This window comes from Streptomyces sp. NBC_00503 (assembly GCF_036346895.1).
Classification (GTDB): Bacteria; Actinomycetota; Actinomycetes; order Streptomycetales; family Streptomycetaceae; genus Streptomyces.
This window is the reverse complement of sequence record NZ_CP107855.1, coordinates 5,009,028-5,021,482: the sequence shown is the minus strand read 5'-3', so window position 1 is coordinate 5,021,482 and position 12,455 is coordinate 5,009,028. Positions and strand designations below refer to the sequence as shown.

At 71.7% G+C, this 12,455-nt stretch carries 12 protein-coding genes; 8 read left to right on the top strand and 4 right to left on the bottom strand.

What is annotated here, in order from left to right; genetic code table 11:
- Window positions 1–44 precede the first annotated feature (44 nt).
- From OG490_RS23425 to OG490_RS23410, 4 genes are all read left to right on the top strand, one after another.
- A complete protein-coding gene (locus OG490_RS23425) occupies window positions 45–1,640 on the top strand; it encodes an acyl-CoA carboxylase subunit beta (RefSeq protein WP_330298239.1) in 1,596 nt (531 codons plus the stop codon).
- 22 nt (window positions 1,641–1,662) lie between these two features.
- Complete coding sequence (locus tag OG490_RS23420; protein ID WP_330301025.1) at window positions 1,663–1,875, top strand: acyl-CoA carboxylase epsilon subunit; 213 nt, start codon at window positions 1,663–1,665, stop codon at window positions 1,873–1,875.
- A gap of 89 nt (window positions 1,876–1,964) precedes the next feature.
- Window positions 1,965–2,096: a morphogenic membrane protein MmpB gene (gene mmpB / locus OG490_RS23415; protein ID WP_099889787.1), complete on the top strand. Its 132-nt coding sequence runs from the start codon at window positions 1,965–1,967 to the stop codon at window positions 2,094–2,096.
- Window positions 2,097–2,150: 54 nt separating this feature from the next.
- Window positions 2,151–2,768: a Maf family protein gene (locus tag OG490_RS23410; protein WP_443065859.1), complete on the top strand. Its 618-nt coding sequence runs from the start codon at window positions 2,151–2,153 to the stop codon at window positions 2,766–2,768.
- Here OG490_RS23410 and OG490_RS23405 read toward each other — a convergent pair.
- Window positions 2,749–3,243 carry a hypothetical protein gene (locus OG490_RS23405; RefSeq protein ID WP_330301024.1) on the bottom strand — a complete coding sequence of 165 codons (495 nt, stop codon included), beginning with the start codon at window positions 3,241–3,243 and terminating at the stop codon, window positions 2,749–2,751. The two genes, OG490_RS23410 and OG490_RS23405, sit on opposite strands and share 20 nt — an antisense overlap.
- A gap of 430 nt (window positions 3,244–3,673) precedes the next feature.
- On the opposite strand from OG490_RS23405, the gene OG490_RS23400 reads away from it, so the two are divergent.
- Window positions 3,674–5,428, top strand: coding sequence for an acetyl/propionyl/methylcrotonyl-CoA carboxylase subunit alpha (locus OG490_RS23400; RefSeq protein WP_330298237.1), 1,755 nt, complete (start codon window positions 3,674–3,676; stop codon window positions 5,426–5,428).
- A gap of 111 nt (window positions 5,429–5,539) precedes the next feature.
- Here the strand turns inward: OG490_RS23400 and OG490_RS23395 are convergent, their stop codons facing one another.
- The gene (locus tag OG490_RS23395) at window positions 5,540–6,499 is read right to left on the bottom strand and encodes a DeoR/GlpR family DNA-binding transcription regulator (RefSeq protein WP_330298236.1); all 960 of its coding nucleotides are present in this window, start codon (window positions 6,497–6,499) and stop codon (window positions 5,540–5,542) included.
- Window positions 6,500–6,674: 175 nt separating this feature from the next.
- Complete coding sequence (locus OG490_RS23390) at window positions 6,675–8,114, bottom strand: NAD(P)H-quinone dehydrogenase (RefSeq protein ID WP_330298235.1); 1,440 nt, start codon at window positions 8,112–8,114, stop codon at window positions 6,675–6,677.
- 320 nt (window positions 8,115–8,434) lie between these two features.
- Between OG490_RS23390 and OG490_RS23385 the strand changes: the two genes are divergently transcribed.
- The 3 genes from OG490_RS23385 (at window position 8,435) to OG490_RS23375 (ending at window position 11,542) form a co-directional block, all read left to right on the top strand.
- Window positions 8,435–8,872, top strand: coding sequence for a gamma-glutamylcyclotransferase (locus tag OG490_RS23385; RefSeq protein ID WP_112449900.1), 438 nt, complete (start codon window positions 8,435–8,437; stop codon window positions 8,870–8,872).
- Between the two features lie 166 nt (window positions 8,873–9,038).
- On the top strand, window positions 9,039–9,845 hold the full coding sequence (locus OG490_RS23380) for a purine-nucleoside phosphorylase (protein WP_330298234.1): 807 nt from the start codon (window positions 9,039–9,041) through the stop codon (window positions 9,843–9,845).
- Window positions 9,846–9,883: 38 nt separating this feature from the next.
- A complete protein-coding gene (locus OG490_RS23375; RefSeq protein WP_330301023.1) occupies window positions 9,884–11,542 on the top strand; it encodes a phospho-sugar mutase in 1,659 nt (552 codons plus the stop codon).
- Window positions 11,543–11,627: 85 nt separating this feature from the next.
- Here the strand turns inward: OG490_RS23375 and OG490_RS23370 are convergent, their stop codons facing one another.
- Window positions 11,628–12,410 (bottom strand): SDR family NAD(P)-dependent oxidoreductase, encoded by a 783-nt coding sequence (locus OG490_RS23370; RefSeq protein WP_330298233.1) that lies wholly within the window; start codon window positions 12,408–12,410, stop codon window positions 11,628–11,630.
- Window positions 12,411–12,455: the final 45 nt, after the last annotated feature.

Sequence of the window (12,455 nt, the reverse complement as noted above, 5' to 3'; positions counted from 1 at the left end):
TGAATTGCCAGGCAGTTGACACCACGCAGGGAGCCGCGACCCCGATGTCACAACCGTCAGAGCCGATCGACATGCACACCACCGCGGGGAAGATCGCGGATCTGCAGCGCCGCATCGAGGAAGCCACCCACGCCGGGTCCAGCCGGGCGGTGGAAAAGCAGCACGCCAAGGGGAAGCTGACGGCGCGTGAGCGGGTGGCCCTGCTGCTGGACGAGGGGTCCTTCGTCGAGCTCGACGAGTTCGCCCGGCACCGTTCGACGAACTTCGGTCTGGAGAAGACCCGGCCCTACGGGGACGGGGTCGTCACCGGCTACGGCACCGTCGACGGGCGGCCCGTCGCCGTGTTCTCCCAGGACTTCACCGTCTTCGGCGGGGCCCTCGGCGAGGTCTACGGCCAGAAGATCATGAAGGTCATGGACTTCGCCCTGAAGACCGGCTGCCCGCTGGTCGGGATCAACGACTCCGGCGGCGCCCGCATCCAGGAGGGTGTCAGCGCGCTGGGCATGTACGGGGAGATCTTCCGCCGCAACGTGCACGCCTCCGGCGTGATCCCGCAGATCAGCCTGGTCGTCGGGCCCTGCGCCGGCGGAGCCGTGTACTCCCCCGCCATCACCGACTTCACGGTGATGGTCGACCAGACCTCGCACATGTTCATCACCGGCCCGGACGTCATCAAGACGGTCACCGGCGAGGACGTCGGCTTCGAGGAGCTGGGCGGGGCGCGCACGCACAACAGCACGTCAGGCGTCGCGCACCACATGGCGGGTGACGAGAAGGACGCCATCGAGTACGTGAAGTCGCTCCTCTCCTACCTGCCCTCGAACAACCTCTCCGAGCCCCCCGCGTTCCCGGAGGAGGCCGACACCGAGGTCACCGACTCCGACCGCGAGCTCGACGTACTGATCCCGGACAGCGCCAACCAGCCGTACGACATGCACACCGTGATCGAGCACGTGCTCGACGACGCGGAGTTCCTGGAGACGCAGTCGCTGTTCGCGCCGAACATCCTCACCGGCTTCGGCCGCGTCGAGGGCCACCCGGTCGGCGTGGTCGCCAACCAGCCGATGCAGTTCGCCGGCTGCCTGGACATCGACGCCTCCGAAAAGGCCGCACGCTTCGTGCGGACCTGCGACGCCTTCAACATCCCGGTGCTGACGTTCGTCGACGTCCCGGGCTTCCTGCCGGGCACCGACCAGGAGTACAACGGAATCATCCGGCGCGGCGCCAAGCTGATCTACGCGTACGCCGAGGCCACCGTCCCCCTCATCACCGTCATCACCCGCAAGGCCTTCGGCGGCGCCTACGACGTGATGGGCTCCAAGCACCTGGGCGCCGACCTGAACCTCGCCTGGCCGACCGCGCAGATCGCCGTCATGGGCGCGCAGGGCGCGGTCAACATCCTGCACCGCCGGGCGATCGCCGAAGCGGAGGAGGCGGGCAACGCCGAGGAGACCCGGGCGCGGCTCATCGCCGAGTACGAGGACGCGCTGCTGAACCCGTACACGGCCGCCGAGCGCGGTTACATCGACGCGGTGACCATGCCGTCCGAGACCCGGGCGCACGTGGTGAAGGGACTGCGGCAGCTGCGCACCAAGCGGGAGTCCCTGCCCCCGAAGAAGCACGGCAACATCCCCCTCTAGGCCCTAGGAGGGCAGTCCTGTGGTGATCAAGGTCGTCAAGGGGAACCCGACCCCCGAGGAGCTGGCCGCCGCACTGGCGGTGGTCCAAGCGCGCGCGGCGGTACTGGCGTCGGTGCCGTCGGGCGCGCGCAGGCCGGCCGACGCGTGGTCGGCCCCGGGCCGGGTGGCGCGGCGGACGCTGCCGCAGCCGGGGCCCGGCGCGTGGGGCCGTACGTACTGGCCCGGACAAGGCTGAGTCCGGGCGTGAAGATGACGTGAACGGACGGTGGCGCCTGAGTACCCGTACTCAGGCGCCACTGCCGTTCCCCGGGCCAGGATCGGAACATGCTCTGGTCAGACCCGAAGAACGAGCCGCCCAAGGACATGCGCGACGCGCAGGCGATGGTCCGGCGGATGACCGTGGTCGTCGTCCTCGCGATGCTCGTGGTGGTGTACGTACTGGGCGTGGGCTTCTAGGCCGTCCCTTTCGGACCCGGGCGCGGGCTTACGGGCGTGCGGGCCCGCCCTACGATGACGGGCATGACTGCCGAAACCCGCCACGCCCTCGTCCTCGCCTCCGCCTCGCCCGCCCGGCTGAACCTGCTGCGCCAGGCCGGGCTCGCCCCGCACGTGATCGTCAGCGGGTTCGACGAGGACACGCTGAACCACGACGACCCGAGCGCTCTGGCCCTCGCACTGGCCGAGGCCAAGGCGGCCGTCGTGGCGGGCCTGGACGAGGCAGCGGGCGCCCTGGTGATCGGCTGCGACTCGGTGCTGGAGCTCGACGGCGAGGCGCTGGGCAAGCCCGCGGACGCCGAGGAGGCCACGGCGCGCTGGAAGTCGATGCGCGGGCGCGCCGGGGTGCTGCGCACCGGGCACTGCGTGATCGACACCGCGACCGGGCGTCAGGTTTCGGCCACGGCGTCCACGACGGTGCGCTTCGGCGAGCCGACGGACGCGGAGGTGGCGGCGTACGTGGCGAGCGGGGAACCGCTGCACGTGGCCGGGGCGTTCACCCTGGACGGGCTGTCGGCGCCGTTCATCGAGGGCATCGACGGGGATCACGGCAATGTGATCGGGATCTCCATGCCGCTGCTGCGCTCGCTGCTGGCCGAACTGGGCGTGTCGATCACGGACTTGTGGGCTTGAAGTCCCCGAAGTCCCCGAGCAGCGGCGGACCCGGCGGCGTGTCCTGCACGTCGTCGGCCGCACGGTCCGCTCCGCCGGGCCCGCCGGCCGGGCCCGCGCCGGCCGCGCCCTTGGCCCCGTAGAGGGTCATGCTCAGTACGAGCAGGCACAGGATCAGCATCATCACCGCGAAGGCGCCCCAGCCGACCAGGCCGACGACGAGGGCGCCGAGCACGCCGTGGGTGACGGCGGCGCTCACGAGGACCACGCGGGCGAAGGCGCCGGGGGCCCGGTCGCGGATCGCTGCGACGGCGAGCAGGACGGCGCAGAGCAGCAGGAAGCCGCCCATGCAGGCGCCCAGTGCATACGTTGCCTTGGACATGACATCCGGATTCATGCCCGCTATGGACATCGACTGGTTCTCGGTGGTCCGTCCCAGGACGATGTGGACGAAAACGAGCACCGCCGCTTCCACGACGAGGACGACCGCGGTCATTCCGGCCACGGATCTCCGCAGCACCACCCCACCCGCACCAGCCACGACGCCCCCATCCCCCACGACCACAAGCCCGTTCGACGCCCTGGAGGCTACTAACGGGTAAACCTTGGGACAAGGGGCCGCGTCACCTTCGTTACCGCGGGAGGGCCGGGCGGTGCCCGCGCGGCCCTCGGCAGGTAATTGCCAGGTCATTCGTAGGGACCCGACAAAGATTCACCCGGGCCCGCTAACCTGCCGGACAGAGACCCGGGACACGCGTCGGGGTTACTGTGCAGTCGGGGATCCCCCTGACGTGGGGCGTCACAAGGGTTTTCGACTCGAAGTCGACTCAAATCACACTCTGTGTGGGCAAGGTCACCATCGGGGAAGGGTCGAAAGGCCGTGTGGGCTGTCCCTAAACTCAGCTTGTTTCAAGGAGGGAGCCATCGTGCGCAAGGTGCTCATCGCCAACCGTGGCGAAATCGCAGTCCGTGTTGCTCGGGCCTGCCGGGATGCCGGGATCGGGAGCGTAGCCGTCTACGCCGATCCGGACCGGGACGCTCTGCACGTCCGAGCGGCCGACGAAGCTTTCGCGTTGGGCGGTGACACCCCGGCCGCCAGCTACCTGGACATCGCCAAGATCCTGCAGGCCGCAGCCGATTCCGGTGCGGACGCCATCCACCCCGGATACGGCTTCCTCTCCGAGAACGCCGACTTCGCGCAGGCCGTCCTCGACGCGGGCCTGATCTGGATCGGCCCGCCCCCGCAGGCCATCCGCGACCTCGGCGACAAGGTCGCCGCCCGCCACATCGCGCTGCGCGCCGGTGCGCCGCTCGTGGCCGGCACCCCCGACCCGGTCTCCGGTTCGGACGAGGTCCTGGCCTTCGCCCAGGAGCACGGCCTGCCCATCGCGATCAAGGCCGCCTTCGGTGGCGGTGGACGCGGACTCAAGGTCGCCCGGAACCTCGAAGAGATCCCCGAGCTCTACGACTCCGCCGTGCGCGAGGCCGTCGCCGCCTTCGGCCGCGGCGAGTGCTTCGTCGAGCAGTACCTCGACAAGCCCCGCCACGTCGAGACCCAGTGCCTGGCCGACAGCCACGGCAACGTGGTCGTCGTCTCCACCCGCGACTGCTCCCTCCAGCGCCGCCACCAGAAGCTGGTCGAGGAGGCGCCCGCGCCGTTCCTGACCGAGGCGCAGAACGCCGAGCTGTACGCCGCCTCCAAGGCGATCCTGAAGGAAGCCGGCTACGTCGGCGCGGGCACCGTCGAGTTCCTCGTCTCCGCCGACGGCCTGATCTCCTTCCTCGAGGTCAACACCCGCCTCCAGGTGGAGCACCCGGTCACCGAAGAGGTCACCGGCATCGACCTGGTCCGCGAGATGTTCCGCATCGCGGACGGCGAAGAGCTCGGCTACGGGGACCCGGTCCTGCGCGGCCACTCCTTCGAGTTCCGCATCAACGGCGAGGACCCGGGCCGCGGCTTCCTGCCGGCCCCCGGCACCGTCACCAAGTTCGCCCCGCCGACCGGTCCGGGCGTCCGCCTGGACGCGGGCGTCGAGAGCGGCTCGGTCATCGGCCCCGCCTGGGACTCGCTCCTCGCCAAGCTCATCGTCACCGGCGCCACCCGCGAGCAGGCGCTGCAGCGCGCGGCCCGCGCGCTGGCCGAGTTCGACGTGGAGGGCATGGCCACCGCCATCCCCTTCCACCGCGCGGTCGTCGCCGACCCGGCCTTCACCTCGGACCCGTTCACGATCCACACCCGCTGGATCGAGACCGAGTTCGTCAACACGATCCCCGCGTTCGTGGTCCCGGCCGTCGAGGACACCGAGGACGAGCCCGGCCGCGAGACCGTGGTCGTCGAGGTCGGCGGCAAGCGCCTCGAGGTGTCCCTGCCGTCCTCGCTCGGCATGACCCTGGCCCGCACCGCCGCGGCCGGCGGGGCCAAGCCCAAGCGCCGCGCCGCCAAGAAGAGCGGCCCGGCCGCCTCCGGCGACACCCTGGCCTCCCCCATGCAGGGAACCATCGTCAAGGTGGCCGTCGAAGAGGGCCAGCAGGTCAACGAGGGCGACCTCGTCGTCGTCCTCGAGGCCATGAAGATGGAGCAGCCCCTCAACGCGCACCGCTCCGGCACCATCGTGGGCCTCAACGCCGAGGTCGGCGCCTCGCTCACCTCGGGCGCCACGATCTGCGAGATCAAGGACTGACCTGACTGACCGCCGTTACCGCGTGCGGCGCCGATACGACAGCGGCCCCTGGGACCCGAAAGGATCCCAGGGGCCGCTTCTCGTCTGCGGGGCCCGGCTGCCGCCCGTCCCTCACCGCCGCCGCATGTCCGCCACCCTCGCGCGTTCGCGCTCGCCCGGCTGGGGGTCCGGGATCATGCCCGCGCTGCGGAGCTGGGCCGTGGGGCCGCCCCGACGTTGGACGGGGAGGGGGGACTCGCGGCGGGGGCGGCGGCCTGCCATGCCTTCGCCGGGCGCGCCGGGGGACGCGGCGGCGCCGGCCACCGTGATCTGGACCCCCTGGTCCGCCAGCGCCTGGAGCTCCGTGCCCGCGCGGTCGTCGTGCGGTGGAGGCTCGTCCGTGACCAGGCGGGTCATCACGTCGGTCGGCACCGTCTGGAACATGGTGTCCGTGCCGAGCTTCGTGTGGTCGGCCAGGACCACCACCTCCGCCGCCGCCTGGACCAGGGCACGGTCCACGCTCGCCGAGAGCATGTTGGACGTGGACAGGCCGCGCTCCGCCGTCAGGCCGCTCCCGGAGAGGAAGGCGCGGGAGACGCGCAGGCCCTGGAGGGACTGTTCGGCACCGCTGCCGACGAGGGCGTAGTTGGACCCGCGCAGGGTTCCGCCGGTCATCACCACCTCCACCCGGTTGGCATGGGCCAGCGCCTGGGCGACCAGGAGGGAGTTGGTCACGACGGTCAGACCGGGCACCCGGGCGAGCCGGCGGGCCAGCTCCTGGGTCGTGGTGCCCGCGCCGACGACGATGGCCTCGCCCTCTTCGACGAGGGAGGCCGCGACATCGGCGATGGCGGTCTTCTCCGCCGTCGCGAGATGGGACTTTTGCGGAAAGCCGGATTCGCGGGTGAAACCGCCCGGCAGCACCGCACCGCCGTGCCGGCGGTCGAGGAGTCCTTCTGCCTCCAGTGCCCGCACGTCCCGCCGTACGGTCACTTCGGAGGTCTGGACGACGCGGGCGAGCTCCCGGAGCGATACCGCTCCGTTGGCCCGCACCATTTCGAGGATCAATTGGCGACGTTCTGCAGCGAACACGAAACTGACAGTAACCCCAACGACCGTCTGCTTTCAGCTCTTTGCGCCGGAATTCCGAAGTTGTCCATACGGTGGGGCAACTAGTGGTATACGCGGTCGGCCCGCCGCGCACCTGCTCCGCGACGGGCCGCCAGTCCACACCAAAACCCTTGCACACAAGGGGCGTTACCGGGATCTATGCCTCGCCGGCGGCCTTCCGGGTGTGCAGCTGGCGCGCCACTTCCGCGATCGACCCGGACAGCGAGGGGTACACGGTGAACGCGTTTGCGATCTGCTCGACCGTCAGGTTGTTGTCGACGGCGATCGAAATCGGGTGGATCAGCTCGCTCGCACGCGGCGAGACGACCACGCCGCCGACCACGATGCCGGTACCCGGGCGGCAGAACATCTTCACGAAGCCGTCGCGGATGCCCTGCATCTTGGCGCGCGGGTTGCGCAGCAGCGGGAGCTTCACGACCCGGGCGTCGATCTTGCCGGAGTCCACGTCGGCCTGCGTGTAGCCGACGGTGGCGATCTCGGGGTCGGTGAAGACGTTCGAGGAGACCGTCTTGAGGTTCAGCGGGGCCACCGCGTCGCCGAGGAAGTGGTACATCGCGATGCGGCCCTGCATGGCGGCCACGGAGGCCAGCGCGAAGATGCCGGTCACGTCGCCGGCCGCGTACACGCCGGGCGAGGAGGTGCGCGAGACCTTGTCGGTCCAGATGTGCCCGGACTCCTTGAGCTTGACCCCGGACTCCTCCAGGTTCATGTTGCTCGTGTTCGGGATCGCGCCGACCGCCATCAGGCAGTGCGTGCCGGTGATGACCCGGCCGTCGGAGAGGGTGACCTCCACGCGGTCGCCGACCCGCTTGGCGGACTCGGCGCGGGAGCGGCCGATGACGTTCATGCCGCGGCGGCGGAAGACGTCCTCCAGGACGGCGGCGGCGTCCGGGTCCTCGCCGGGCAGCACGCGGTCGCGGGAGGACACCAGGGTCACCCGGGAGCCGAGGGCCTGGTAGGCGCCGGCGAACTCGGCGCCGGTCACACCGGAGCCGACCACGATGAGCTCTTCCGGGAGCTCGTCGAGGTCGTAGACCTGGGTCCAGTTCAGGATCCGCTCGCCGTCGGGCATCGCGTCCGGGATCTCGCGGGGGTGGCCGCCGGTCGCGATGAGCACGGCGTCGGCCGTCAGGATCGTCTCGGTGCCGTCGGCCGCGGTGACGATGACGTCGCGCGTTCCGTCGATGCCCTGCGGGCCGCCGAGCTTGCCGCGGCCCCGTACGACGCGGGCGCCGGCCCGGGTGACGGAGGCGGTGATGTCGTGCGACTGGGCGAGCGCGAGGCGCTTGACGCGCCGGTTCACCTTGCCGAGGTCCACGCCGACGACGCGCGCGGCCTGTTCCAGGGGCGGGGTGTCGTCGGCGACGACGATGCCGAGCTCCTCGTACGACGAGTCGAAGGTCGTCATGACCTCTGCGGTCGCGATGAGGGTCTTGGAGGGCACGCAGTCGGTGAGTACCGACGCTCCGCCCAGACCGTCGCAGTCCACGACGGTCACCTCCGCGCCGAGCTGGGCCCCCACGAGGGCCGCCTCATACCCGCCTGGTCCGCCGCCGATGATCACGATCCGGGTCACGAAAACTCCGCCTCACGTCTACCCGGCCGGCTGCCGCCCCGGCCGGGGCTTCCGGGGGGTCTCCCCGGGGGATGCTGTCCGTGCCCCATTGTCCCGCACGCATCAAGGTGCTTCACGCCCGGTCCGCCATCCGGGCCCTGCGGGGGGGGCAGGTCGGGGACAGGGCGGGAGCAAGGCCAGGCCAGGGCCCTGCCGGGGTCCGGACGCGGTCGCGGCGGGGCCCGGGCACGGTCGTGGCGGCGTCCGGGCGCGGTCGCGACGGGGTACGGGCATCCGGGCGGGCACGCGACGGAGGCCGCCCCTCCCGTACTCTCGACCCCATGTCGCTCTACGCCGCGTACGCCGGCAACCTCGACCCGCGGCTGATGACGCGCCGCGCTCCGCATTCGCCGCTGCGCGGCACGGGCTGGATCAACGACTGGCGCCTGACGTTCGGCGGCGAGCAGATGGGCTGGGAGGGCGCGCTGGCGACGATCGTCGAAGCGCCGCGCCACCAGGTCTTCGTGGCGCTGTACGACGTCGCACCGCTGGACGAGGACTCGATGGACCGGTGGGAGGGTGTCGGGCTCGACATCTACCGCCGCATGCGGGTGCGCGTGCACACCCTGGACGGCGAGGAAGCGGCCTGGGTGTACGTCCTGAACGGCTACGAGGGCGGCCTCCCCTCGGCCCGCTACCTGGGCGAACTCGCCGACGCGGCCGAATCCGCGGGCGCTCCCCACGACTACGTGATGGAGCTCCGCAAGCGCCCCTGCTGAGCCCGGTCCGGCCCCGGCGAAGGCGCCGCACGGCTCCCACACGGCTCCCGCACGGCTCCCGCACACCCCGCCGGGGACAATTGGTCGGAAACGACAAAGCAACGATCCGAATACCGTGAGCGGCGCCATCTACGCGCGTAGGCCATCACCGGCTACGCTCGTCTGCGTGAACGCATCTGTTACCGACCCCTTCGCCGCCGCCGACGCCGCAGCCGCCCGCCTGCGCGAGCTGACCGGCGCCGAAACCCACGATGTCGCGCTCGTGATGGGCTCCGGCTGGGCCCCCGCCGCAGAGGCGCTCGGTGCGCCCGAGGCCGAGTTCCCGGTCACCGACCTGCCCGGCTTCCCGCCGCCCGCCGTCGAGGGCCACGGCGGCAAGATCCGCTCGTACAAGATCGGCGACAAGCGCGCGCTGCTCTTCCTCGGCCGGACCCACTACTACGAGGGCCGCGGCGTCGCCGCCGTCGCCCACGGCGTCCGTACCGCCGTCGCCGCCGGCTGCAAGACCGTCGTCCTGACCAACGGCTGCGGTGGCCTGCGCGAGGGCATGAAGCCCGGTCAGCCCGTGCTGATCAGCGACCACCTCAACCTCACGGCCACCTCGCCGATCGTCGGCGCGAACTTCGTGGACCTGACCGACCTGTACTCGCCGCGCCTGCGCGCGATGTGCAAGGAGATCGACGAGACCCTCGAAGAGGGCGTCTACGTCCAGTTCCCCGGCCCGCACTACGAGACCCCGGCCGAGATCAACATGATCCGCGTCATGGGCGCCGACCTGGTCGGCATGTCCACCGTGCTGGAGGCCATCGCCGCCCGCGAGGCAGGCGCCGAGGTCCTCGGGATCTCCCTGGTCACCAACCTGGCGGCGGGCATCTCCGGCGAGCCGCTGAACCACGAAGAGGTGCTCCAGGCCGGCCGCGACTCGGCCGCGCGCATGGGCAAGCTGCTGACCCAGGTCCTCGCCCGGATCTGACCGAGCGACCCGACCGACGACGAGAGGTAGTGCAGGACGTGCAGGACGCGCAGGACGATCTGATCGCACGGGCCCAGGCCTGGCTGGCCGAGGACCCGGACCCCGAGACCGCGGCCGAACTCGCCGCGCTCATCGAAGCCGGTGACACCACCGCGCTCGCGGACCGCTTCTCCGGCATGCTCCAGTTCGGCACCGCCGGGCTCCGCGGCGAGCTCGGCGCGGGCCCGATGCGGATGAACCGCAATGTGGTCATCCGGGCCGCGGCGGGCCTCGCGGCCTACCTCAAGGCCCAGGGCCACGACGGCGGCCTGGTCGTCGTCGGCTACGACGCGCGCTACAAGTCGGCCGACTTCGCCCGCGACACCGCCGCCGTGATGACCGGCGCCGGCCTGCGGGCGGCCGTCCTGCCGCGTCCGCTGCCGACCCCCGTCCTCGCGTACGCCATAAGGCACCTGGGCGCCGTCGCCGGCGTCGAGGTGACCGCGAGCCACAACCCTCCCCGGGACAACGGCTACAAGGTCTACCTCGGCGACGGTTCGCAGATCGTCTCCCCGGCCGACGCCGAGATCGCGGCACAGATCGACGCGATCGACGCACTGGCCGACGTACCGCGCCCCGAGGGCGGCTGGCAGGACCTCGGCGACGAGGTCCTGGAGGCCTACCTGGCACGTACGGACGCCGTGCTGACCCCCGGCTCCCCCCGGGGCGTGCGGACCGTCTACACGGCCATGCACGGCGTCGGCAAGGACGTGGTCATGGCGGCCTTCGCCCGCGCCGGCTTCCCGGCCCCGGTCCTGGTGGCCGAACAGGCGGAGCCGGACCCGGCCTTCCCGACCGTGGCCTTCCCCAACCCGGAGGAGCCGGGCGCGATGGACCTGTCCTTCGCGACGGCCGCCCGCGTCAATCCGGACATCGTCATCGCGAACGACCCGGACGCCGACCGCTGCGCGGTGGCCGTCCCGGACGACTCCTCCGCCACCGGCTGGCGGATGCTGCGCGGCGACGAGGTCGGCGCGCTGCTCGCCGCCCACCTGGTGAGCAAGGGCGCTCGGGGTGTCTTCGCCGAGTCGATCGTCTCCTCCTCCCTCCTCGGGCGGATCGCGGACGCCGCGGGCGTGGGCTACGAGGAGACCCTGACCGGCTTCAAGTGGATCTCCCGGGTCGAGGGCCTGCGCTACGGGTACGAGGAGGCGCTCGGCTACTGCGTGGACCCCGAGGGCGTCCGCGACAAGGACGGCATCACGGCCGCCCTGCTCGTGGCCGAGCTCGCCTCGGTGCTCAAGGAGCAGGGCCGGACCCTGACCGACCTCCTCGACGACCTGGCGATGGCGCACGGACTGCACGCCACCGACCAACTGTCAGTGCGCGTGGAGGACCTGTCGGTCATCGCCTCGGCGATGGCGGCGCTGCGCGCCCAGCCCCCGCTCTCGCTGGCGGGCCTGCGGGTCACCTCGGCGGAGGACCTGAACGAGGGCACGGCGGCGCTCCCGCCCACGGACGGGCTGCGCTACTACCTGGAGGGCGAGTACAAGGCCCGGGTGATCGTCCGCCCGTCCGGTACGGAGCCCAAGCTGAAGTGCTACCTGGAGGTCGTGGTCCCGGTGGCGGAGGCCTCCGACCTGGCCCCGGCCCGCGAGCGCGGGCAGGAGGTCCTCGACGCGATCAAGAAGGACCTCGCGGCGGCCGCGGGGATCTAGCCCCGCCGATGCCCCCGACCGGCCCCGGACCCCTCGGTCCGGGGCCGGTCTGCGTTGCGGGCCACCGTCGCCGTCGCCGTGCCGTTCAGGAGCGGCCGGTGACGTGGCCGCCGTCCACGCGCAGGGCGTGGCCCGTGACGAACTCCGCGTCCGCGAGGTAGAGGACCGCCTCCGAGATCTCCGCGACCTCGCCGACCCGGTTCAGCAGCGCGAGGCCCCCGTACGCGTCCACGTCGGCGCCCTCGTGCAGCGGCGTGCGGACGATGCCGGGCGCCACGAGGTTGACCCGGATGCCGTCCGCCGCCAGCTCGGCCGCCAGGCTGACGGTCAGCCCGTGCACACCCGCCTTGCTCGCCACCGGCGCCGAGGCCGGGAAGCCGGCCAGGCCGTGGTCGACGAGGACGGTGCCGATGTTGACGACCGCGGCGCCGCGCCCCTGCCCGCGCACCGCCCGTACGAAGGCCTGGGTGGTGAGGTAGGTGCCCTTGAGGTTGTGGGTCAGGAAGCCGTCCAGCTCCTCCTCGGTGACCTCGGTGAAGGGCTTGGACGCGAAGGTCCCGGCGTTGTTCACGAGGACGTCGGCGCTGCCGAACCGGTCGAGGGCGGTACGGACGAGCGCCTCGCCGGTGGCCGGGTCGGCGATGTCGCCCACCACCCGGGCCGTGCGCTCCGGTCGGCCGAGGGCGGCCGCGGCCTTGGCGAGGCGGCCGTCCTCGCGGCCGCCCAGCACGACGTTGTCGCCGCGCTCCAGGAAGGCGCGGGCGATGTCCAGGCCGATGCCGCTGGACGAGCCGGTGACGAGGGCGGTGCGGGTGACGGGGGTACGGGTGACGGGGGTGCCGGTCGTGGTGCTCGTGGTGGCGGACATGATGCAAGTGCCTTTCGTACCCGGCCGGTTGCCCGGCCGGCGCGT

Excerpts from the sequence above, each read along its gene's own strand:
- OG490_RS23385 (WP_112449900.1), top strand. The coding sequence starts at position 8,435 with ATGTCGCTCTACGCCGCGTACGCCGGCAACCTCGACCCGCGGCTGATG.
- OG490_RS23405 (WP_330301024.1), bottom strand. The coding sequence starts at position 3,243 with ATGACCGCGGTCGTCCTCGTCGTGGAAGCGGCGGTGCTCGTTTTCGTC.
- mmpB (WP_099889787.1), top strand. The coding sequence starts at position 1,965 with ATGCTCTGGTCAGACCCGAAGAACGAGCCGCCCAAGGACATGCGCGAC.
- OG490_RS23370 (WP_330298233.1), bottom strand. The coding sequence starts at position 12,410 with ATGTCCGCCACCACGAGCACCACGACCGGCACCCCCGTCACCCGTACC.
- OG490_RS23410 (WP_443065859.1), top strand. The coding sequence starts at position 2,151 with ATGACGGGCATGACTGCCGAAACCCGCCACGCCCTCGTCCTCGCCTCC.
- OG490_RS23425 (WP_330298239.1), top strand. The coding sequence starts at position 45 with ATGTCACAACCGTCAGAGCCGATCGACATGCACACCACCGCGGGGAAG.